This window comes from Shewanella sp. MTB7, assembly GCF_027571385.1.
Classification (GTDB): Bacteria; Pseudomonadota; Gammaproteobacteria; order Enterobacterales; family Shewanellaceae; genus Shewanella.
In genome coordinates this window covers 3,051,662-3,075,717 of the sequence record NZ_CP085636.1, presented here as the reverse complement: position 1 = coordinate 3,075,717, position 24,056 = coordinate 3,051,662, and the positions used below count along the sequence as shown (strand labels likewise).

Here is a 24,056-nt window from a genome sequence, read left to right as displayed (position 1 = left end):
GATGAACGTCGCGAGCGACTACGGAGCGCTGCGCTGACGCTAATGGCAAGAGCAAACGGGTCACCGGGATCCACTCTCTTAGTGTTAAAGCAAAGAGCCGTTTCTCCATGTATCATACCAATTACATTAAATATGTTGTCAATTCAGAGGCGCTCAAACTTTTCAATTCAAGGCGCATTGATGAAAGAATGGCTATTCCCTTGTAAGTCAATGCAAAGCAGAAGTGGAATGTTTGAGAGCCTCCCGTAGGGCGGGTTTCAAAGCCCTGGATACTGTGTTGAATGATTTAGATATAGAATAACTATTAGCTTCAATCATCCGCCTTGCCTTCAGCGCTTTGAATTCCCGCTGAATGAACAGATATTTAATGTAATTGGTATCATTTTGGTTAATTAAGTACACAAGCGTAAAACAAAAAGGAGCCGAAAGGCTCCTTTTTTAATGCAATACAGATATTGACTAGCTAGTGTGCCGTTTCACTCTTAACTCGGAAAAAGATAGAATAAAACAGTGGGATAACCACTAGCGTCAGTATGGTGGCAAACAATAAACCAAACATGATGGTAACCGCCATGCTCTTGAAAAATGGGTCAATCAAGAGAGGCGCAACACCCAATATCGTGGTCAGAGCACCAAGTATTACTGGCCGGGCACGACTCAAAGCAGCATCGATAATCGATTGATATGCCGCCTTGCCGTTGCTTACCTCAACATCCACTTGATCTACTAATACGATGGCATTTTTCACCATCATACCGATAAGGCTCAGGAAACCTAAGATAGCCATAAACTCAAATGGCGTTTGAAAGAGCACTAACCCCACACTGACTCCAATGATGGCCAATGGGGCCGTTAACCAGATAATAATTGGCTGGCGCAGAGCGTTGAACATGAAGATCACCGATAAGATCATCGCTGCAAAACCATAAGGCGCCGAAATAATCAAGCCTTCGTTGGCATCATTCGATGCCTTATATTCGCCATACCACTTCAGCTCATAACCCGGTGGCAGTTCGATAGCCTCTATCTCAGGACGGATCTTGTTGAATGCATCAGTCGTAAACACACCTGGCGCTGGATCGGCTTGCACCAAAATCGTTGGCATACGGTCAATACGACGTAAAATATCATCTTGATACACCACATTGACCGAATCCACCAATTGACTCACAGGTATAAATCCTCCCAAGGTGTGGCTAAACACTTCAGTGTTTTCTATCGCCCGATGATGAGTACGTTCACTTTCGGGCGCACGTACCACTATCGGGATTAAATCATCTCCTTCACGGTACACTCCAACACTTCTCCCTGTCAGGGTTTGCGCAATTGCCTGATTGATCTCTTGAGTCGTCAAGCCATAACGTTGTGCTTCTTCTGAGGAATACACTGGACGCAATACAGGTACCTGTTGACGCCAGTCATCTTGCACTGCAATCAGTTGACTGTCCTTGAGCATGATACTCTTAGCGTTTTCGGCAAGTTGACGAAGTACGCGACTGTCAGGGCCTTTAAAGCCTGCTTCTATCTTTTTCCCTCCGCCACGACCCAACATAAATTTCCACACTTTCACTGACGCATCGGGATACTTAGTATCCAATTCACTTTGAAGAACACCGATCAAGGGAGCAATCTTTTTATAGTCATCGATGTCGATCAGCAGTTGACCATAGCTTGGGTTACGAGGTTCAGGAGAGTAGGTCAACATAAATCGCAGCGCACCACCGCCGATAAAACTGGTGATATTAGTGATACCATCTTTGGCTATGATGTCTTGTTCTATGTTTGCAACCAGTGTTTCCATGCGTTTAATGTCTGAACCTTGAGGTAAGTACACATCCACGACAAATTGTGGCCGCTGAGATTCAGGCATAAACCCCGGTGGTACAAATTGAACGCCCCACACAGCAATGACCAAAGTAGTGAATAGCATCAACGAGCTCAAAGTTCGGTGTGCTAGCACCCATTTCAACAGGAAGGTGTACTTCGTGACCATGAAACCCGGCGTTTGATTCACTTTGGCAGCTTTGACTTTCAAGAAATCATAACAGAGCATAGGCGTAATAGTGACGGCAAATACCCAGCTAAGAAGCATGGAGTAGAGGATAACCCAGAACAGTGAGCCTGCATATTCCCCCATATCCGATGGCGATAATCCAATGGCACTGAACGCAAAAATTCCAACTAGCGTGCCGCCCAACAAAGGCCATTTAGTGGCATTCACGACGTCAGAAACAATGACTTGTCGATCTTCATCGGGATTTTTTCCCATACGAACCAAAATACCATCGGTTACCACTATCGCGTTATCAACCAGCATCCCTAAAGCAATGATTAAGGCACCAAGTGAGATACGTTGCATAGCCAGATTATCAATCAACATGATGCACAAGGTGCCAGCGACGGTAAGAATAAGAATAAAACCTATGATCACCCCCGATCGCAGACCCATAAAAAGCAACAGCACGATAAATACAATGATGACTGCTGCGATCAAGTTATTGATAAAGTTCGCGACGGAAGCTCGAACTGAGTCTGACTGCATAGAGATAACATTCAGATCTATGCCTAAAGGACGTTGAGCGTCTAACTCGGCAATGCGCGCTTTTACCGCATTTCCCATCTCAACCACATTACCACCGGTAACATTAGAGATCCCAAATCCTATCGCACGTTGTCCCTGATAACGCATCAGCATGGGTGCAGGCACCTGGTAACCACGGACCACATCAGCAATATCCCCCAAACGCAGCACGGTATTATTTTCACCTATGCCAATTTGCAGGTTTTTTAAATCCCTAAAGGTGTTAACGCCTGAAATGGGGATAACTGGAATACGCATCGCAGTGGTTTCGATACTGCCTGATACGGTAACCATGGTCTGTTTTTGCAATACTTGGTAGACTTTTTCCGCCGATATACCGAATTTTGCCAGACGTTCGCTGGAGATCTCAACAAATATGCTTTCTTGTTGCTCTGCTAATGTGGCGGTTTTCGCCACACCGGGGACAAGTACCAATTCACGTCTAAGTGTATCCACATAGTCTTGAAGTTGCTTGTCGGTAAAACCCTCTCCAGTGACGGCAAAGAAAAGTGCATAGACGTCGGCGAAATCATCATTAACGATAGAGGGTCCTGCCCCTGGTGGTAACTGCCGCTGCACATCTGAGATTTTACGGCGGAGTTTATCCCACACCTGCTGTAATTCTGCACTACTCTTGGCGAACTCAAGTTTGATTTCGACCGTGACTTCTGACATGCCTTGTTTAGACACCGACTTCACTTCTTTGAGTTCTTGCAGTGACTGTACAGCCCCTTCAATGTCGTCAGTGACTTCATCAGAAACTTCCTGTGCTGTAGCACCTGAATATGCGGTATTGATCACTGCTTGACGGATCACAAATTCAGGGTCTTCGAAACGACCCAGCTTTAGATAGCTAATATAACCGCCAAGCAAAATCATGACGATCAATACCCAAACACTGGTGCGTTTGGCGATGGTGTAACGTGCAATATCCATCGATTAGACTCCAGTATTATCAGTGATATATGGACGTACTTCCATGCCCTCTTTCACACTAGACACGCCAGCGATAATCACCCGTTCCCCCACAGCCAGATTACTTTTTATCTGAATACGATTTTTGCTTAATGCACCGACAAGGATAAAGCGTTTCTCTACTATATTTTCACTGTTTACCACCCAAATAAATTGCTTACCTTGATTATCTGGCACCACTGCAGTTAATGGCACGGTGAGAGCCAACGACATTGAACTGGTGTCGGTATTAACGGGTGTCACTTTAACCGCCATGCCCGGCAGTACTCGAAAGCCTTTGAGATCTTCAAAACCCAATACCACTGGATAGGTTTGAGAAACAGGATCAGCTTGGGTACCGTACGTCCGCAATACCAGTGGGAATATTTGTCCATTAATCGCTGACAACTCTGCGTTTGCTTTAGTGGCGTTGTGACTTGAAAGCATGATTTTATGTGGAATATTAACCACGACTTCTAAGTCATTGAGATCGTGTAAAGTGAGTACTGGCACATTGGCTTGGATCTGGATATAGTTGTCGACCAATTTTCGGCCAATAATGCCGTTAAATGGAGCTGTTAATTTGGTATATTCCAGTTGAAGTGTGGCATCAACGACTCTGTTTTTCGCCAGTTCGAAACGAGTGCTTATGGTATCGAGATCACTTTTTGAAATGGCTTGGCTTATATCAAAAATTGCCTGAGCACGGGTGTATTCTAGACGAGTATTCTCTTGCTCCAGCAAGGCTGAATCCAATGCATTACTCGTATCACTCGGGTCAAGCAGTGCCAATACTTGCCCTTGCTGTACATGATCGCCCTCTCGGACAAAAATATCGATCAACCGTCCATTCACTCGAAATGACAAATCGGCACGTTCAGCAGCACGAACAACACCGTTAAAACTGAGATCGTCCGCTGCTTGCTCAGAAACTATTTCAGTGAGGGCAAGTTTTATCACTGGTGCAATAAGGTTCGATGATTCCTCTTTGCCACAGCCATTCAGTAATAGAACAGACATCACGATGCTTATTGCTAGCGCATTGACCTTAATCGATGCAGGTATATGTAGATTAGTTTTCACCATTTTCTCCACTGAGCGATCCATTCACTAACTCGGGATCAGTTGTGACCATTGAAAGGCAATTATCTATCCTAAGAGTTTATTTCATTGAACATTTCCTACAGAAGTAAACTCTTGGGTTTATATTATTCCTGTTTTTAGCATAGGTATACTTTAAAGTTTACTTTTGGGATCTCGCTTGTTAAAATCTACTAAGATAGTTGGGAGACACGTCATGACACGCTCAGAACAGAAACGTCTGGACATCATTAAAGCGGCAAAAGAGGAGTTCATACATCATGGGTTTATTGCTGCTAACATGGACAGACTCTGCAGCACTGCACAGGTCTCAAAACGCACTCTTTACCGTCACTTTGAGAGTAAAGAAGGGTTATTTGAATCGGTATTAACCGTCATTCAATCATCAATTGATGAAACCATCAGCTATTCATTCGATTCCGATCGGAGTGTGCAAGAACAGTTGATTACCATTATCAACAAGGAAGCTGACAGTATCTACAACACCTGTGGTATCCCCTTAGCTCGTACAATTTTGCTGGAATTTCTGCGGCAGCCAGAGATGGCGCGTAAATTGATTGCTAGCCTCTATAGCACCAAAGCCGTCACGAAATGGTTTAGTGCTGCCATGGCAGCAGGAAAAATGAAACAGACAGACCTTAACGTCATCACCACTATCTATACCAGCTTGTTTCAGGGTTCACTGTTTTGGCCACAGGTGATAGCACAAGAGCCGATTCCACAAGGTGAAGAGTTAGATCAAAAAATAGAGACGGTTGTTTTAGTACTATTGTCGGCATTTGAAGTCTAGATAATACCAATCAGTATAAAGATTTGATCGCTCAGCGAGAGTTTAGCGGTCCTGAGGCAAGGCAACGAGTGAAGAGCATAGTTATTCTACGGTTAAACTCGTTAACACAGTATCAGGACCGCTAAAACTCGCCTGTAAGGAGTGTTTTTGGCTGCCTACTTCTGCGTTGAATGAACTCATAAGGAAACAACCATTATGTCATCCATTCGCCTTGAATTAGCTTGCCAAAAAACACTCTGAGTAGATCAACTTCTTATACTGATTGGTATAACGTCGTAAGGCACTCTTTATAAATCAAAGGCCATAAATGTTCCAGACATAACGCCTATCGTTATTCATCCATGGACGTTCTTTATAAAATCAAAAACCATAAATGTTCCAGACATAACGCCTATCGTTATCCATCCATGGACGATAGTCATAAATGTTCCAGACATAAAAAAGCGAGGATTATCCTCGCCTTTCTTTTTCTAGGGCCTAGAAACTAGGAACCTTAAACCATTAATTACAAAATTCGACGCAGTAAAAAGTCAGCCTTGAGGCGACGAATGCGTGTCATAATCTTACGTACTGGCGCTGGGTAGCTGTTTAACGTATCTATTTGGCTGTAGTGGTATAGACGTTCAGTATGCTGCAGAATATGCGCCTGTTCGGCTTCAAACTGCTCCTGCCAACACCCATTTTCATCCTGAATTAATAGCCCATTTTCAAGATCTAATGACCAAGCTCTAGGATTTAAGTTGCTACCAGTGATCAGATGGCGTCTGCCATCGGCACTGATCCCCTTAAGGTGATAACTGTTGATCCCATCTTTCCAAAGGTGGATATTTAACTGACCATTTTCAATGGCCCACTGCTGTTTCTTGGCAAACTTACGCAAAGATTGCTCATACAGATAGGGTAAAGCCCCTATGGTCGAGAAATCTTGCTCTGGGGGGATATAGAAATCATTTGCGGTTTTGTCACCAACAACAATATCAATACGCTTACCATCACGCAGATGCTTTGCCAGTGAGCGGGCTAAAATATAAGGTGGATTGAAATAGGGAGTGCAGATAAAGAGCGACTCTTTTGATTCCGCAACCAAGTCGACAACTATTTTATTAAGCTTATTTTTCTTACGACCTAAACCCATAACTGGCGTGATTCGATTGCCAATACGCGTCTGTTCATACTGATAACCGGCTTTACTTAGTCGAGTTTTCAAACTGCGTATGTCGACTTTCTCTGGTAACTGTTCAGAATCTTTATCTTGCGTCAACGAGCAAACGGCCACATCTTCAACTAAATAAGTCTGGATCATTTGTCGCATTGAGCGAGCCAGTTCCGCAGATTCAATCACATGATAACGATCAAATCGATATTTTTCGTTTTCATGAAGGTAAATATTATTGATACTAGCCCCACTGTAGATCACAGTATCATCGATAATAAACCCTTTAAGGTGCAGCACCCCCATAAACTCACGAGACTTAACTGGCACACCTAATATCTCAATTGGGTGTTTAGCTTCTGCATTAACCTTTCGGTACATAAGGTAGTTGCCACTATCCCCTTTATGACCGATAAGACCTCGACGAGCACGATGAAAATCGACAAGAACCTTAACGTCTAATGCCGGATTTTGATCTTTAGCTTGCATCAGGGCTGCCAGTATTTCACGGCCAGCCTCGTCGTCTTCTAAGTAGAGCGCTGAAATATAGACAGCATTTTTCGCATTTGCGATAGATGTCAGTAGTTCAGCCTTAAGGCATTTTGGGGTCAGCAACCAACGAATAGCTTCTGGCTGTAACGGTATTCCACCAAGCTTATCCAGCAAGGATATCTCCTTAAAAATGCACACCATTTCGGTAGTATGTACTAGGATCTAATGCGATAAACATTATCGATAGACTTTGTAGTTCCGGATAAACCAAGGTAACAGCCTCACGGATAGCACATTCAACTAATTGGTGCGTATGGGGATCTTTTGGAAACCAAAGTATCTCAACTTGTGTGATACTTTGGTCTGACATGCCGTCACGATAACTGACGCTCGGTACCCAGTCTAACGTAAACCCTTGCTGGTTCACATTACAGATCTGTGCTAGGTCACGAAGTAAGCTGCGACTAAGGTCAATGACAGCTGCTTCTGGCAGCCCTCGTAAACGAATGTGTGGCATGTCGATCCCTTTAATGAATCATAAGAGAAAGAAATTACCGATTTAAAGCCGTTTCAGCAAGGCTTTTCTATCAATAGCTAAGCTAACACCTTAAGTTTCGTACTATTTTTGTACAATAACTAATCAGAATTATAAAAGTGTGCTGATTTGCGGATTATCACGGCATTCGATCACCAATTTCGTTAAACTAACCATAATTGTCTAACTTAAAAATTGTATCATTTAATATGAACCTCAAAATTTTGCTCACTTTGGTATTCACACTTTTTATCGCTTGGGGGATTTTTCACTTTAAAGCCGAGCTAGGTTTGTTCATTTTACCGCTATTTATTGGACTGGTGAGCTTTGTCACTTTACGTCTATATCGATTAATGGAAAAAGACGAATAAGCAGATAGCCCCTTTGAATAGTGAGTTTACCCTCCCGTTTACTAACGGGTTACGCCGCTGAATGAGATTCTCGTTCCAAGCAATTTCTTGTGCCAAGGTGCACCATGACATCAACTATTCATCTAGAGTCCAACAACTATGTGCCTCATTCGAACTCTGTCAAAATTCGCCCTACTTTCCTACTTGATTTCATCTCCCCTGCTTGCGAATGATTACTTTACTAATATCCTAGGAAAAATAAAACCACTTCACTCACATACGGCACTCTATGCTAAGAACTTAATCACAGGTGAACTGCTTTATGAAGAGAATGCCGACACCTTACTCTTACCTGCGAGTACGCAAAAATTACTCACGGCAGTAGCGGCGACAGCATACCTCGGAGCAGATTTTAGGTTTCACACTGGACTATATTCACATTTTCCAATCCGTGGCGGTAAAATTCCCGGTGATCTATATCTAAAGTTCAGTGGCGATCCGACTCTGACTCGTCAGCATATTAATGATCTATTAACACAACTGTCGGATCAGGGTCTTAACCTAATCGAAGGTAATCTTTATCTGGTAGGTAACACTGATGAACAGCTTCAGGCTCCGGGTTGGGTCTGGGATGATTTAGGGATCTGTTTTGCCGCGCCAGTCTCAAGTTTTGTGATCAATCAAAATTGTATTCATGGGCAATTGAAAACAAAACTTGCCAGTGAAAAAAGCCAGCTGGTGTTCTCTCAATCTCTGCCGATTAAGATCCACAACACTGCGGTGTTCGATAAAACAAAGAAAGAGACCTTTTGTGATTTAGATCTAAAACGGTTAGCTAATAATGAATTTAGTCTCAGTGGTTGTTATCCGGGTAACAAAGATATTAAGCTCGCGATAGCGATCACCGATCCTTCATTATTTGCTAAAGACACAGTTGAACAGTTAATTAACAGCAGTCAAATCAAAATAACCGGTGACATTTTTGTCTCTCATTCACTTGCTGAGCATACCAGTTTGATTGGCCAGCACAGTTCTAAAACACTGCCAGTGCTCTTAGATACCATGTTGTTGAAATCAGATAACCTGATCGCCGACAGTTTATTAAAACAGCTAGGTCAGTCCTATTTTAAACAAACAGGAAATTTCAAGAATGGCAGTAGAGCGATGCGGGAGATACTCACTCAAGAGGGGGTTAACTTGACCCATGCTCAAATTGTCGATGGTTCAGGTTTGTCGCGTTATAACTTAATCAGCGCAAAACAACTTAGTCAGGTTCTGAGTCTACTTTATACTGATGAACGATTTATAGGATTAATCGATTCCTTACCTATATCAGGGGTTAGTGGGACCCTAAAATACAAATCATATTTCAGTACAAAACCCTTAGTTAACTATGTGTATGCAAAAACAGGCTCTATGCAGGGAGTTGATAATCTGGCAGGTTTTATTAAGAAACCCTATTTCGACGATACCCTATTTGTGGTGCTAGAAAATGGTCAGAGTCCCCTTGAGAAAAAAGAACAAATAGCCCCTTTCAGTGCTCTTTTTCTGCAAACGATACTCGATTATACGCCTGCTGCAGTGAATACCACGTCAACGACTTCAAATACACCCATGCCATAAGAAACGAAAAAGGCGAACCGAAAGGTTCGCCTTTTTATGTCTTCTACATCAAGCTGTACAGTGAATCTAGAATAAGTTTTCAGGAATGCTCATCACAGTGCTGTCACCTTCACGTACCTGAGCTAAATGATAGTTTGCTTTAGGGAGTATCTTAGCAATATAAAAATCACTTAAATAACGTTTTTGGCTAGCAAATTCAGAGTCAGACTCGTTCGATGCCACATCTGACATAAGTAACCAGAAATATCCGTAGAGTACGTGACCAAAGGCATCGAGGAAATCGACAGCACAAGTATTGATAATAGCAGGCTGAATTAACTTTTTGTCATTGACTAGCTTAGCAACTGCCATCAACTCTTCAAATAGTGCGATTACCTTGGCTTTATGGCTTTCATCAACTCGTGTTAATGAAGTCAGCTTTACAGTACATTCAGCAACAAACTCTGTTAATGCTGTTAGGTTATCCCCAGTTACTTTACGACCAAGGAAGTCAATCGCTTGAATACCATTAGTGCCTTCATAGATCTGAGCAATACGGGTATCGCGAACTAATTGCTCAATCCCCGTTTCGCGAATATAGCCATGTCCCCCAAAAACCTGTTGGGCGGTGATCGCAGCCTCTAAACCCCGATCACTTAAGAAAGCCTTAGCAACCGGCGTCAGTAAGCCGACATAGCGACCTGCTTTAGCTTGTGCTGCGCCCTCACCATATTTAGCGATATCAAGCTGTTGGCCGGTTAGCACTGACAAGGCACGCCCAGCTTCGGTTAATACACGGATATTGAGCAACATGCGGCGTACATCACCGTGTACAATAATTGGATCGCTAGTCGCGCCAGTTAAAGACCCGCCAGCGGCAACACCTTGTACGCGCTCTTTAGCATAATCTGCAGCCATCTGATATGCCGCTTGGGATGTACCTAGACCTTGGATACCAATCGCTAAACGTTCATAGTTCATCATGGTAAACATACAAACCAGGCCGCGATTAGGTTTGCCAATCAGAAAACCTTGGGCATCATCATAATTCATCACACATGTCGCAGAGGCTTTTAGCCCCATCTTGTGTTCAATAGAGCCGACGGTCACACCGTTGGCTTCACCTAAGTGACCTTGATCATCCACTTTAATCTTAGGTACTAAAAATAAAGAGATACCGTTGGAGTCAGGCAGTTTAGCCAGTACTAGGTGAACAACATTTTTAGTCAGGTCATGATCACCGCCGGTAATAAAAATTTTGCTACCGGTAATGTTATAACTGCCATCCTCATTAGGGACTGCTTTAGTGCGGATATTACGCAGATCTGAACCTGCCTGAGGTTCTGTCATATCCATAGCACCTGCCCACTCACCGCTGTACATCATCGGCAGATATTTTGCTTTCAATTCTTCGCTACCGTGGGCATTGATACACAAGGCTGCACCTGCAGTGAGAGAGCCATAAAGTGTGAACGAGTTACATGCACTGTATGCCATCTCGTCAACTAACACACCGAGCATTTTAGGCATACCCATACCACCAAATTCAGGATCACCACAGAAACCGACCCAACCGCCTTCAGCATACTGGTTATAGACCTCTTTAAAGCCATTTGGTGTGATCACCTTAGCATCTTGGTGTACAACACCTTGCTCGTCGCCGCTACGGTTAATAGGATGGATAAGTTCACGACTAATTTTGTCTGCTTCGTCCATTATCGCAATAGCAGTGTCTAGATCGACATTTTCGGCTACGTCTGGTAACGATGCCCATGTTTGAGGTGCATCAAACACCTTATCTAATAGGAATTTCATTTCAGCTAACGGAGCTTGGTAAGGATTCATTATTATTTCTCAAACGTGAGATTAAAACAGTTGTTTTAATCTACACCAAAAAATGTGGTAAATGGAAGTTTTTTTTACATATTTGACGACAAAACTGATAAATTACCTCAGTTCAGGTGAGCTACATGGATAACTTAAGTTTGTCTCAGCTCCCGACGCAAAATTTTACCCACAGTGGTTTTTGGCAATGACTCCATAAAAATAATTCGTTTGGGTATTTTATAGGCTGTTAACATTTCTCGGCAGTAATCAAGCAAAGTTGACATTTCTACATTTCGGTCTAAGACGGTGACATAGGCACATACACGTTCCCCTGATTTGCCGTCAGGTTCTCCGACAACGGCAGCCTCATTGATACTTGGATGACTCACCAGCACCTCTTCTATCTCATTTGGATAAACATTAAAGCCCGATACGATGATCATGTCAGTGAGACGATCGACGATTTTAATGCAGCCATTGGGCCTTATTTCTCCCACGTCTCCAGTTCGGTAATAGCCATCTTTTGACATCGCCCTCTTAGTATCTTCAGGTAGCGACCAATACCCTTTCATTATCTGCGGACCTTTCACCACTATTTGGCCTTGCTCACCGATAGCCAGTTTTGTGTCATCACGGTCCCAAATCTCCACCTTAGTGTCTATTAAAGGTCTTCCCACAGAAGCCAACTGTTCATTGCCAGGTTCATTCATGCACACCACTGGTGAGGCTTCAGTCAGTCCATACCCTTCGCTGACTGTACATTGGGTCACTGCTTGCCAACTTTGTGCTGCGTGCATTGTCAAAGCCGACCCTCCTGAGAAGGTCATCTTAAGAGAAGAGAAATCCAAGGCTTTAAAACCTGAATGCTGGCAGAGACCGACAAAAAGAGTGTTGATACCGCTAAAACCCGTGATCTTATGATCGCCAATGCTGTTAACTAGGGCGTCAAGATCTCTCGGATTAGGGATTAACAGATTCAGATTGCCTTTACTAAACAGCATGATCATATTCACCACAAAGGCATAGATATGATAAAGCGGTAAAGGGCAGACAAATATTTCATTTTGTTCCTCTAACTTAGCGTCGATACGCTCAAAGAACTGGCCTACATTACTTAAGATACTTCGATGAGTTAAACAGGCTCCCTTAGATTTTCCAGTCGTTCCCCCAGTGTATTGAATAACACAAGTATCATCTAAATCCTTATTAAATCTGGGGTTAAGTTTCAGAGTCTCGCCTTGAGCAATCGCCTCCATAAAGCTAATCCCACATTGAGATGTGGCAAGTTTTTTTGAGATAAGATCATGTGAATGAGTCACAATCACTGTTTCAATGCGTGTTTTATCTATCACTTCATTAAGCTTACCCAAAAGATCCTGTAAGATAATGATCCCTTTTGCGCCTGAATTGGCAAATTGGTGCAGCATTTCTCTTGGGGTATACAGAGGATTTGTATTAACAACAACGAGTCCCACACGTAATGCAGCGAAAACGGCAATTGGGAATTGATTAATATTAGGCAGTTGTATAATTATTCTGTCACCTGCAACAAGTCCTGATTTATGCTGGAGCCAAGAAGCTAATGATCCGGATAAGCGTTCTAGTTCCTCAAAGGTGAGTGTTTGACCGAAACATTCAAAAGCAGGAGCCTTACCATACTTCTTCATACTTGACTCTATAAGGTCAGCTAAATCTTCAATCTTACTGTCAAATAACTCGCTCATTCTGTTTCCTTTACTCAAGACAATTGCTGAAATATCTCGTTTATTTATTAAAAATTTTTTAGTTTAATGTTTTTTGAATAAACAAGATTAGAAATTCATTATGAACTCCAGTTTGCTAAACTCACTGTCTAATTGATACGCTAAACGCGCCAAATGCTTGTCAACGGATAATGGCAAGGGAAGCTGGAATGTAAAAGCGAAGATAGAAGCATTATGAGTTAATGACATTGAACTGAATCTGGAGGAGTTTACATATTTAGAGTAGAGTTTTCTTTTCCGAAATATATTGTCTTCGATACTCTCCTGGCGTTGAATTAGTCCAACGTTTAAATGCGCGATTAAAATTGCCTACACTGGAGAAACCAACCAAATAGCCTATTTCGCTTAGACTTAAATGAGCTTGTTTAATATAATCTAATGTGAGTGATTTTCGTGTATCTTCTAAAATTGTTTTATAACAGGTGTCCTGCTCCTGTAATTTTCTCTGTAAATTACGTAAACTCATGCCCAGCTTTTCAGCAATTTCCTGTTGTGAAGGTGCTCCTAAAGGCAATATTTCATAAATCTTGTTTTTTATCACATAGGTCAGATCGTGTCTGTCTATACGACTCAAAAAATCAATCAGCATTTTTTCATGTATACCATTGATCATTGGGTTTGCAACGATGAGATACTCTTCAGCTTGTACTTTTTCAAAGAAAATATAGGAATCTCCATCTGAAAACTCAACAGGACAGTTAAAAAAATCAGTTAAATATCCACTATACTCAAGAGGTTTATCATAGCCTAGAATCAATCGCTGAGGGTTAAAATTGATCCCCAAAAGCTCTCTAGTAAACTGCACAACGATAGCCATAAATGTCTCTGTAGACGCCCGACTAAGGACTTTACGACCGGTAGTGTCAAAGGTACTAACCATCATTTTTAACACCAGATGATCACTCGTTTCATCCAGTTCCAATGTACAGGCATTTGATACCACTCGCTTATAGGTCACTATGCGAGCTAATGCATCTTTCAAAGTACTGGATGTCATCATGGCATAGCCTAGTGCATGAAACATTCCAGGATGGAAATACCGACCAACCTGAATTGAAAAGTCGCCACTATCCCTTAGTTTGTTACAGTAATCTAAAAGATCCACAAATCTTTGCGTGCCTATTCGAGCTTCAGGATCTTTTACCGCATTAGGATCTATCCCACACTGTATAAATGCTTCGTCAGTATCAATTCCACACGCATCCATCGCTCTGGAGAATGGGATTATCCATCCGCTTAATGTTGAGTAGTACTCTGCCAAAATCAGCCTTCTTTAATTGTTTTAATGGGCTTAGATACTTATTTATACCGATTGATATTACCCTGCGAAGATTGTAACAATAGAGATTTAACACTTTCGTTACAGCGACCTCTTTTTAGATTATAGCTGCTAGTCAGCGCATCACTGACGGATCTTCGTTGAAATATGTTTCTCAGCCTGTACCACTATCGATGTAGGTAACCTCATTCAATCAAGATGCCACACACTACAAACAACTACAACCCGATAACATTTAAGCGTAAAACACCTTTCTTCCTATATTTCTACGAAAATGTCGCTAGTTGACTATAAATACAGAAAAAATGTATTTCTAAATTATTCGATAAAACAAACGTCTGTCTTAATTGATAAGAACTTGGCGCGGATTGATATTTTATTTACATCAAAAGCTCGTATGTTGTTAAAGGTGATAATAATAACAAGGTACTTGACATGAAATTAAAAAAATCTGTATTAATCATATTGACCAGTATGTTATGCAGTTCGGCTTACTCTGCTGATTTCTATTTTGGTGAAAAAAATGATACCGCATTACAAATTAACTCACAGATTTCATTAGGTGCTAGTTGGCGAATGACTGAAGCTGACCCCGCTTTTATTGGTAAGCAGAATGGTGGAACGGGTGCGACAATGACCACCGATGATGGTGATCTAAACTTTGATCAATATGATACTTTTTCACAGATAATTAAAGGCTCGAACGAATTTTTACTCACTCATAATAATTTTGGTGCTTTTGTGAGAATAAAATATTGGTTTGATAATGAACTACAAAATGGTGACCGGCCTCATGGCAACTCCCCTAACGGTTATATACCTAACACCCCCCTTAATGATGATAATGCAGCCGATTATGCAAAATTTTCTGGCATAGCATTACTTGATGCATATGCATTTCTTCAAACTGATATCGGTGAGATGCCGCTTGATCTTCGACTCGGTCGTCAAGTGATTAGTTGGGGGGAAAGTACGTTTATTCAGGGGGGAATAAGCTCTATAAATCCTTTTGATGTTAGTGCTTTTCGTCGTCCTGGGGCTTTGCTCAAAGAAGCATATTTACCTGTAGGTATGTTCTACGCTTCATTAGGCATCACGGAATCAATATCCTTGGAAGCTTTCTATCAATTTGAATGGGAAAAGACTCAAATTGATGGCTGCGGTACGTTTTTTTCAAGTGCTGATTTTGTTGCTGATGGATGTAATGCCGTCACCATCAGTGTAAATGACAGAGCTGCACTGGAAGGTGGTTTCTATGCCAAACGTAGGGATGATGTTGAACCTGATAATTTAGGTCAATATGGTCTATCGGTAAAGTATTACTCTGAAGCACTAAATGATACGGAGTTTGGGCTCTACTATCTTAATATCCACTCACGAGTCCCTCTTATTAACGCCGTGCGCAGTGCAACCTCTACCATTGCAGGAGTCACAGCGGTATTTGTCCCAAGTTCCTTAGATCCAACTGGGGGAGCAATATCCGCTTTAAACCCTGCCTATCAAATAGAATATCCTGAGGATTTACAATTATTTGGTGCAAGTTTCGCAACCAATATTAAGGGAGTTGCCGTTTCTGGAGAGATCTCCTATAAGCCAAATACGCCAGTACAAATTAATGGCGCAGAGATCCTAAATGGTGTGTTAAGTGAATCCCCCATTTTCCGTTTCACACCTAGGGTATTGTCCGTAGCACCTGGCGCAGTAGCCAAAGGTTATGATGAATTTGACGTTACCCAGATCCAATTAACTGGTATTCAGTTCATTGAGCAGTTTATGGGCGCTTCGAGATTGAGTTTAATCGGAGAGATCGGATTTGTTCACACTGATGGAGTGGAAGATTCAAACCAAAGGTATGGTCGAAATACGGTATTTGGGCTCGCCGATTTTGATTTAGGCAATGGTTTAAACTGTGCAAATTTAGTGGCCGCTGGTGCTATTGGATCCGATTGTCTAAATTCAGGATTCACAACAGAAAATGCATGGGGATATCGAATCAACGCTGTGTGGGAATACCCTGATTTAATTGCTGGTATCTCTTTTAAACCAACAGTTTCTTGGTCACATGATGTTGAAGGTAACTCTCCAGATCCTGGAAGTCAGTTTAATGAAGGAAGCCGCGCTATTGGTGTTGCAATAGAAGGCTCTTATCTTCAGAAATATGCTGCGACTTTAAGTTATAAATCATTTTTTGGTGGTGCACATAACATACTCCAAGACAAAGATTTCTTAGCGATTAGCTTTGATATTTCCTATTAATTTTGCGTAAAAGGAGTAGAACAATGAAATACCATCACTTACTGTTAGTCCCATTAGCTTTTATGAGTATTAATGCTGTTGCTAAAGTCTCGCCTGAAGAGGCAAATAAAATAGGCGAGCAACTTAGCCCCCTCGGTGCTGAAATAGCGGGGAATGAATCTGGCACGATTCCAGCTTGGACGGGTGGTCTTAATAGTAAAAACATGCCTAAGAGTAGTGATACTGGCCGTCCAGATAATCCTTTCGCCGATGAAAAGCCGCTGTTTGTTATTACATCAAAGAATTTAGCGGATTATAAAAATAATTTAACACCTGGTCAGTTAGCCATGTTTACTAAGTTTCCTGATTATAAGATGCCCGTTTATAAGACACACAGAAGTGTAGCATACCCTGAGTCTATCTATCCTGTGATCAAGAGCAATGCATTAAACACCTCATTGGTAGCAAGTGGGTATGGTTTATCTGATTTTGACACAACCATTCCCTTCCCCATTCCTAACAATGGCTTAGAAGTTGTTTGGAACCATATCACTCGCTTTAGAGGAGGTTCTGCAGTTCGTGTTGCAACCGCTATCCCTGTTCAATCGGGTGGTGCCTTTGTCCCTGTAAAGATTACCGACAGGCTCGTATGGCCAGAATACTTAGATGGCGGTAGAGATGCAGATAAAGACGATAATGTTCTGTTTTACTACCTGCAAAGTATCACAGCCCCCGCCAGACTCACTGGCACTGCTTTACTTATCCATGAAACCATAGACCAGTATAAAGAAGCTAGACGTGCTTGGGTATACAACTCTGGACAACGCCGAGTAAGGCGTGCCCCTAATGTAGCTTATGACGGGCCTGGTGCAGGAACAGATGGCCTAAGGACGACGGATAATTACGACATGTATAACGGCTCACCCGATAGGTATGAATGGACGCTAAAAGGCAAGAAAGAGATCTATATCCCTTATAATGCTTATGCTCTACTCAATCCTGATCTAGAGTATGACGATATCATCGATGCAGGGCATCTTAATCCGGAGCATTTGCGTTATGAACTACACCGCGTGTGGGAAGTGGAAGCAAATGTTAAAGCTGATTCTCGCCATATCTACTCTAAGCGAACACTCTTTATCGATGAAGATTCTTGGGGAGCTTCGGTCATCGATCATTACGATAATCGTGGCCAGCTATGGAAAATGGCAGAAGCGCACAATATCCAATTTTATGACGTAGATACGCCTTGGATGGTTGCAGAGACATTGCATGATCTCGACTCTGGTCGTTATCTCGTTACAGGACTGAGTAACGAAGAGCCTAAGTTTATGGAATGGGGTGGTAAAGCCACTCGTCAGGACTTTACCTCTGCCGCGTTAAGACGTGCAGGTCGCTAACGTTTTTCGAGATTAACGAGTAATAAAAAAGGGATATTCAATAGATGAATATCCCTTTTTTAATTGTTCGAATTTACCACATCAAATCATCAGGTATCACATAATCTGCATATGGGTCATCCTCTTCAACAACTTGAGTATTATCATCCTTAATCCACAGATAACCACACCACTGAGGCACAAGTAAATTGACTCGTTCAGCCAATTTATGCGGGACAAGATAGCTGGTCTCTTCGTGGCGTACAATACCAAGTTGTCCATTTAATAGCTGGTTTTGTAACTTGTCATCGACATACAAAGAGAAGATTTTATTATCGAGGGTAAAGTTAAATTTGACCTCGGCATATTGAGGTAACTTAAGGGCTAGACGTTTAAATTCCGTCACTAGGCCACGAACTTGTCCTTTCTCCGATGCTTCTTCAAAACGTTGTTCGTTTAGCGCCTTATCTTTAGCCGCTTGCACATTTTTTTGTTCAGCTATCTGTAACTTTAATTCTGCTGAGCCATCATCAACTTTAGCTCTACGATCGCGCCGCTGCTGTGTTTTTGCCTTCTGTACTTTCTGCTTACTCACCAGACCCGCTTTGAGGAGCTGATCTTGAAATGCATTTGCCATCATTAACTCGCTTAAATCGATTGATGAATGGCCGTCAGTGCCGCTAACGGATCTGAGGCCTTAGTAATAGGTCGTCCAATGACTAAATAATCAGAGCCTGCTGCGATTGCTTGTGGTGGCGTCATGATCCTGTGTTGATCGCCTTGCTCAGCACCTTCTGGGCGTATGCCAGGGGTAATGAGTTTAAACGATTCACCTAAAGACGCTTTTAACACTTCAGCCTCATGGGCTGAGCATACCACACCATCAAGCCCGGCTCTCTGTGTAAGTTTAGCTAAACGTTGGACATGCTCAAAAGCCGGTACATCGATGCCGATAAGTTTAAGATCTTCATCACTCATTGAAGTTAGTACTGTCACAGCGATTAGCATAGGTGCTTCATTACCATAAGGTATCAATGCCTTCTTAGCGGCTTCCATCATAGCAAGTCCGCCACTGGCATGAACATTGGTCATCCACACACCTAGCTCGGCAGCTGAAGCAACGGCTTTAGCCACTGTATTTGGAATATCATGAAATTTAAGATCCAAAAAGAGATCGAAACCACGGCTGTGAATATCTTTGATCAGCGGCGGTCCAAAGAGTGTGAACATCTCCTTACCCACTTTTAAACGACACATTTCAGGGTCAAGCTTATCGACTAATTGCAAAGCAGCATTTTTATTATCAAAATCTAAGGCAACTAAAATCGGTTTATTACTCATTATCTCTCCATTTGCTTTGCGGAATATATTGTTAATTGTTAGGTGGTGTCATGAATAGGCGTTCAATATCCATATCATGATAAATAATTCAGTGTTCTAAAGAGGCTTATTCGCCATCTAAACCGCGAATACGCTTAATACTTCCCCAGTTTTTGCATGAGGGACAGTGCCAGTAGAGACTATGAGAAGGGAATCCACATTCACAGCAACGATAACCGGGACGGTATTTGATCTGTTGCTCAACAAGTTTCTCTAACATAGTTAGACTCTCTTTCGCTTGCCCCTCTTCTGCTTGCTGTACATGCATTTGCATTAAGTGTTGAAAACTCTTCATCGTAGGATTTCGGTATAATCTATCCAGAATAAGTTTTTCAGCTTCTTTAATGTCGCCCTGCTCTATCAACTTGTGGGCTAAGTTAATAGCAACACTTGCACCTGCACCGAGTGCAAGAGCCTGACGCAGGTATTCGCAATATCCACCGAGATCGCCTCTTTGTATAAATGCTTGATTCGCGATAGATAGCGCATCCGGAATCAATTCTATATCGGCGTCTAATAACTTGATCAACATCTCGTTGCACTTAGACAGTTCACCCTGTTCAAGATATAAACCAGCAAGAGTTAGTATGACTCTGCCACAATCAGGATCTTGTTTAATGGCTAATAATAAGATTTTTACTTGTGTACTGCTATCGGTTTCCTCAGCAGCAAGCTCACAATAATAATGAGCGGTATTATGTCGTAGGCTTTGCTGCCGTTTGCGTTTGAGGGTTTTGGTAATGTTGATCGCTTTCTGCCAATCTTTGGTAATTTGGTAGATATCGATAAGGTGATCTTCAGCCTCTTCGCTATGATCGTCCTGCTTAACTAGGTTTAAAAATATCTCTTCGCCGCGGTCATAAAAACCGGCAGCCTGATAATCCTTACCTAGCTCCATCATGGCAATGTCACGTTGCTCAGTGCTTAAACTCGGTCTTGCTATGAGGTTTTGATGAATACGAATAGAACGATCGACTTCGCCGCGTTTCCTAAAGAGGGAGCCAAGAGAAAGATGTGTATCTATCGTGTCATCATCAACATCCAGCATTGTGATAAAGAGATCAACGGCTTTATCTGATTCATTAGAAAGGAGGAAGTTTAAACCTGTAAAATAGTCTCGACTCAGCTTTTTTCGATCACTACTCTGCTTTTGCCTGACGCTTCGACGGCCCATATACCAACCGTAGCCAGCAGCAATAGGAAGTAACAGAAATAGGATTTCTAGCATATTAAGCGTCGCTATTCCGTACTGTACTGACTTCAGTTATTTTCGAGTCAATAAGTTGGATTTTTTTATTTGCAGCTCGAAGTGCGAGTTTAAGCTTAGTGATATGGTACATACCAAAGATCCAGCTAATAAGGAATCCGGCAATAAACACGACCGCTAGCACGATAGGTAATCTGAACTCACCTTGAGCGACGAAATAACTGATCGTCACAATTTGTTCGTTACGAGCACCAAATATGAGAGCCAAAAAGAAAAACAGTGCGACTAACACTGTAATGATGAAAGACTTCACGTTACGCTCCATGCATCAATTGATTTCTTTTGATTATCCAAGAATTTGCCTCAACATTCTACTCATACCTAGACAATTAGGCATAAAAAAGCCTCCTTACGGAGGCTTTTAAAACAATGTAGATTAAACGTTTATCGCATCGACACGTTCGCGCAGTTCTTTGCCTGGCTTAAAGTGCGGTACGTATTTACCATCCAGTTCAACTGATGTTCCAGTTTTTGGGTTGCGGCCAGTACGCGGCGCACGGAAATGGAGAGAAAAGCTGCCAAAGCCACGGATCTCTATACGATCACCGCCTTCTAATGTTTCAGCCATCTGCTCCAACATCTCTTTGATTGCACTTTCCACTTCTTTAGCCGACAGTTGAGACTGCCTCATGGCGAGTTTTTCGATCAGTTCGGATTTGGTCATCCTATACCCTCTATTATCAAGCCTAACACAGTCACCTAACAGGGATGCAAGCATCCCAGAACTTCAGGCGAATTACTTACGAGCCGCTTTGAATGCTTCAGCCATAGCTGAGCTCATAACGTCATCTTCTTGCTTGGTATTCAAGCTAGCCATAGCTTCTTTTTCGTCAGCTTCATCTTTCGCTTTGATAGATAGGCTAATTGTACGGTTCTTACGGTCAACACCCATGAACTTAGATTCAACAGCGTCGCCTACAGAGTAAACTGTAGATGCATCTTCGATACGCTCGCGAGAGATATCAGATACACGTAGGTAACCTTCAACAGTTTCAGCTAGTTCAATAGTAACGCCTTTAGCGTCTACTGCAGTCACTGTACCATTTACAATAGCACCTTTCTTCTTATCTGCAAGATAAGCATTGAACGGATCGTCTTCAGTTTGCTTAACGCCTAAGCTGATACGCTCACGCTCTGGGTCAACAGAAAGAACAACTGCGTTGATCTCGTCGCCCTTCTTGTATTCAGCAACAGCTTCTTCGCCAGTACCATTCCAAGAGATATCAGAAAGGTGAACTAGACCGTCGATGCCGCCGTCTAGACCGATAAAGATACCAAAGTCAGTGATTGACTTGATCTTACCAGTAACCTTGTCGCCTTTAGCGAAACGATCTGCAAAGTCATCCCATGGGTTAACTTTACACTGCTTAAGACCTAGAGAAATACGACGACGCTCTTCATCAATGTCAAGCACTAGAACTTCAACTTCATCGCCTAGGTTAACAACCTTAGATGGGTGGATGTTCTTATTAGTCCAATCCATTTCAGAAACGTGAACAAGACCTTCAACGCCTTCTTCAATTTCAACGAAACAACCGTAATCTGTTAGGTTAGTTACGCGACCAGTCAAACGTGTGTTTTCTGGGTAGCGCTTGCTGATTTCTAACCATGGATCTTCGCCAAGTTGCTTAAGACCTAGTGATACGCGTGTACGCTCACGGTCATACTTAAGCACTTTAACGTTGATTTCGTCACCAACATTAACGATTTCTGATGGGTGCTTAACACGCTTCCAAGCCATATCAGTGATATGTAGAAGACCATCAACACCACCAAGATCAACGAATGCACCGTAGTCAGTAAGGTTCTTAACGATACCTTTAACCGCTTGACCTTCTTGAAGGTTCTCAAGAAGAGCATCACGCTCTGCGCTGCTTTCAGATTCGATAACTGCACGACGAGAAACGACAACGTTGTTACGCTTCTGGTCAAGCTTGATAACTTTGAATTCTAATTCTTTGTTTTCTAGGTGAGCAGTGTCGCGAACTGGGCGAACGTCAACTAGAGAACCAGGTAGGAATGCACGGATACCGTTTAATTCAACAGTGAAACCGCCTTTAACCTTACCATTGATGATACCGATTACAGTTTCAGCATCTTCGTACGCTTTTTCTAGAACGATCCAAGCTTCGTGACGCTTAGCTTTTTCGCGAGACAATTGAGTCTCACCGAAGCCATCTTCAACAGAGTCAAGCGCTACGTGCACAGTATCACCAACAGAAATTTCAAGTTCGCCAGCAGCGTTCTTGAATTGTTCAGCTGGGATTGGGCTTTCTGACTTAAGACCCGCGTCAACTAGTACCATACCGTTTTTAATCGATACAACGATACCAGTTACGATAGAACCAGGGCGGAACTCAAGTTCAGTAAGGGATTGTTCAAATAGATCAGCAAAAGATTCAGTCATGTTTAAGTTACTTTCTTTAATAAACCACGGGCCATCCTGGACGTGGAGTCAGTAAAATTATTCGCATCATCCATGTTACGAATAGTAAAAGCGAAGCCGGAATTAGCTCACGCTAGATAATTTAGTTTCTATATGTGCCAATGCAAGATTGAGCACTGCTTCTATTCCGATTCCAGAGGTATCGATGATTAATGCATCCTCAGCGGGCACCAAAGGTGCAACACTGCGATTCATATCGCGATCATCACGCTCTTTTATCTCATTTAAAAGCTGCCCGATATTAACATCGAAGCCCTTGTCCTGCAACTGATTATAGCGCCTTTGGGCCCTTTCTTCAGCCGATGCTGTTAAATAAAGTTTAACCGGAGCACTTGGAAATACAACTGTGCCCATGTCGCGACCGTCGGCGATTAAACCTGGGGATTCATTAAATGCCCGTTGACGGCGCAGTAAGGCCTCCCTAACTCTCGGGAATGCGGCGACTCTAGAAGCCGCATTAGAACACTCCTGACTGCGGATATCACCAGAGACATCCTCACCTTCGAGTACAACTTTAATTCCCTTGTTAACTTTACTCGTAATAAACTGCACATCCAGGTGCGCGGCGAGTAAAGTTAGAGAATTCTCATTGTCTAGTTCCACATGATGGTGAATTGCAGCTAAAGCTAAGACACGGTATATCGCACCACTGTCTAATAGTTTCCAACCTAAACGTTGAGCAAGTAATTGGCTGATTGTACCTTTCCCTGCACCGCTAGGGCCGTCAATCGTGACTACAGGAGCCCGTTCTGACATAAATTTCTCCACAGTAAAATCCGTCTTCCCTAAGATTTTTTAAATGAGATTTTTTAAATGAGTTAGCAGCCCATGACCCGATAAGGTTCACCATAACGAAAAATGAGCGCGCGCATTATAAACTATCTGACAACAGAAAGCGGCAAGTATTTGTGATCAAGTTCAG

Annotated in this window: 19 protein-coding genes; 5 read left to right on the top strand and 14 right to left on the bottom strand. The window is 42.4% G+C overall.

Going from position 1 to position 24,056, the window contains the following annotated elements; genetic code table 11:
* Positions 1-463 precede the first annotated feature (463 nt).
* Both HWQ47_RS13075 and HWQ47_RS13070 read right to left on the bottom strand, forming a co-directional pair.
* Entirely contained in the window at positions 464-3,517 is a 3,054-nt protein-coding gene (locus HWQ47_RS13075; protein ID WP_269971541.1) for an efflux RND transporter permease subunit, read from the bottom strand.
* A gap of 3 nt (positions 3,518-3,520) precedes the next feature.
* Entirely contained in the window at positions 3,521-4,621 is a 1,101-nt protein-coding gene (locus tag HWQ47_RS13070) for an efflux RND transporter periplasmic adaptor subunit (RefSeq protein WP_269971540.1), read from the bottom strand.
* 211 nt (positions 4,622-4,832) lie between these two features.
* Between HWQ47_RS13070 and HWQ47_RS13065 the strand changes: the two genes are divergently transcribed.
* Positions 4,833-5,426, top strand: coding sequence for a TetR/AcrR family transcriptional regulator (locus HWQ47_RS13065; protein ID WP_269971539.1), 594 nt, complete (start codon positions 4,833-4,835; stop codon positions 5,424-5,426).
* Positions 5,427-5,931: 505 nt separating this feature from the next.
* On the opposite strand, the gene pssA is transcribed toward HWQ47_RS13065, so the two are convergent.
* Together pssA and HWQ47_RS13055 are read right to left on the bottom strand one after the other, a co-directional pair.
* Positions 5,932-7,245, bottom strand: coding sequence for a CDP-diacylglycerol--serine O-phosphatidyltransferase (gene pssA, locus HWQ47_RS13060; protein ID WP_269971538.1), 1,314 nt, complete (start codon positions 7,243-7,245; stop codon positions 5,932-5,934).
* A gap of 10 nt (positions 7,246-7,255) precedes the next feature.
* Positions 7,256-7,588 (bottom strand): DUF1904 family protein, encoded by a 333-nt coding sequence (locus HWQ47_RS13055; RefSeq protein WP_269971537.1) that lies wholly within the window; start codon positions 7,586-7,588, stop codon positions 7,256-7,258.
* Between the two features lie 227 nt (positions 7,589-7,815).
* Between HWQ47_RS13055 and HWQ47_RS13050 the strand changes: the two genes are divergently transcribed.
* Positions 7,816-7,977 (top strand): hypothetical protein, encoded by a 162-nt coding sequence (locus HWQ47_RS13050; RefSeq protein WP_269971536.1) that lies wholly within the window; start codon positions 7,816-7,818, stop codon positions 7,975-7,977.
* A gap of 138 nt (positions 7,978-8,115) precedes the next feature.
* Positions 8,116-9,579, top strand: coding sequence for a D-alanyl-D-alanine carboxypeptidase/D-alanyl-D-alanine endopeptidase (gene dacB / locus HWQ47_RS13045; protein WP_269971535.1), 1,464 nt, complete (start codon positions 8,116-8,118; stop codon positions 9,577-9,579).
* Positions 9,580-9,645: 66 nt separating this feature from the next.
* On the opposite strand, the gene HWQ47_RS13040 is transcribed toward dacB, so the two are convergent.
* The 3 genes from HWQ47_RS13040 to HWQ47_RS13030 all read right to left on the bottom strand — a co-directional run bounded on the left by HWQ47_RS13040 (position 9,646) and on the right by HWQ47_RS13030 (position 14,409).
* Positions 9,646-11,403: an acyl-CoA dehydrogenase gene (locus HWQ47_RS13040; protein WP_269971534.1), complete on the bottom strand. Its 1,758-nt coding sequence runs from the start codon at positions 11,401-11,403 to the stop codon at positions 9,646-9,648.
* Positions 11,404-11,537: 134 nt separating this feature from the next.
* Positions 11,538-13,109, bottom strand: a complete 1,572-nt coding sequence (locus HWQ47_RS13035; protein ID WP_269971533.1) for an AMP-binding protein — start codon at positions 13,107-13,109, stop codon at positions 11,538-11,540.
* A gap of 256 nt (positions 13,110-13,365) precedes the next feature.
* Complete coding sequence (locus HWQ47_RS13030; RefSeq protein ID WP_269971532.1) at positions 13,366-14,409, bottom strand: AraC family transcriptional regulator; 1,044 nt, start codon at positions 14,407-14,409, stop codon at positions 13,366-13,368.
* Between the two features lie 453 nt (positions 14,410-14,862).
* Between HWQ47_RS13030 and HWQ47_RS13025 the strand changes: the two genes are divergently transcribed.
* Together HWQ47_RS13025 and HWQ47_RS13020 are read left to right on the top strand one after the other, a co-directional pair.
* On the top strand, positions 14,863-16,683 hold the full coding sequence (locus tag HWQ47_RS13025) for a DUF1302 domain-containing protein (protein ID WP_269971531.1): 1,821 nt from the start codon (positions 14,863-14,865) through the stop codon (positions 16,681-16,683).
* 23 nt (positions 16,684-16,706) lie between these two features.
* Positions 16,707-18,062: a DUF1329 domain-containing protein gene (locus HWQ47_RS13020; RefSeq protein ID WP_269971530.1), complete on the top strand. Its 1,356-nt coding sequence runs from the start codon at positions 16,707-16,709 to the stop codon at positions 18,060-18,062.
* A 73-nt stretch (positions 18,063-18,135) separates the two neighbouring features.
* Here the strand turns inward: HWQ47_RS13020 and HWQ47_RS13015 are convergent, their stop codons facing one another.
* The 7 genes from HWQ47_RS13015 to cmk form a co-directional block, all read right to left on the bottom strand.
* The gene (locus HWQ47_RS13015; RefSeq protein WP_269971742.1) at positions 18,136-18,678 is read right to left on the bottom strand and encodes a DUF2058 domain-containing protein; all 543 of its coding nucleotides are present in this window, start codon (positions 18,676-18,678) and stop codon (positions 18,136-18,138) included.
* Between the two features lie 11 nt (positions 18,679-18,689).
* On the bottom strand, positions 18,690-19,382 hold the full coding sequence (pyrF, locus tag HWQ47_RS13010) for an orotidine-5'-phosphate decarboxylase (RefSeq protein WP_269971529.1): 693 nt from the start codon (positions 19,380-19,382) through the stop codon (positions 18,690-18,692).
* Positions 19,383-19,488: 106 nt separating this feature from the next.
* Complete coding sequence (gene lapB, locus HWQ47_RS13005) at positions 19,489-20,649, bottom strand: lipopolysaccharide assembly protein LapB (RefSeq protein ID WP_269971528.1); 1,161 nt, start codon at positions 20,647-20,649, stop codon at positions 19,489-19,491.
* A gap of 1 nt (position 20,650) precedes the next feature.
* Positions 20,651-20,941 carry a LapA family protein gene (locus HWQ47_RS13000; protein ID WP_269971527.1) on the bottom strand — a complete coding sequence of 97 codons (291 nt, stop codon included), beginning with the start codon at positions 20,939-20,941 and terminating at the stop codon, positions 20,651-20,653.
* 123 nt (positions 20,942-21,064) lie between these two features.
* Positions 21,065-21,352, bottom strand: a complete 288-nt coding sequence (ihfB, locus tag HWQ47_RS12995; protein WP_143563892.1) for an integration host factor subunit beta — start codon at positions 21,350-21,352, stop codon at positions 21,065-21,067.
* Positions 21,353-21,424: 72 nt separating this feature from the next.
* A complete protein-coding gene (gene rpsA, locus HWQ47_RS12990; RefSeq protein ID WP_269971526.1) occupies positions 21,425-23,095 on the bottom strand; it encodes a 30S ribosomal protein S1 in 1,671 nt (556 codons plus the stop codon).
* A 102-nt stretch (positions 23,096-23,197) separates the two neighbouring features.
* Positions 23,198-23,890: a (d)CMP kinase gene (gene cmk / locus HWQ47_RS12985; RefSeq protein WP_269971525.1), complete on the bottom strand. Its 693-nt coding sequence runs from the start codon at positions 23,888-23,890 to the stop codon at positions 23,198-23,200.
* Positions 23,891-24,056 lie beyond the last annotated feature (166 nt).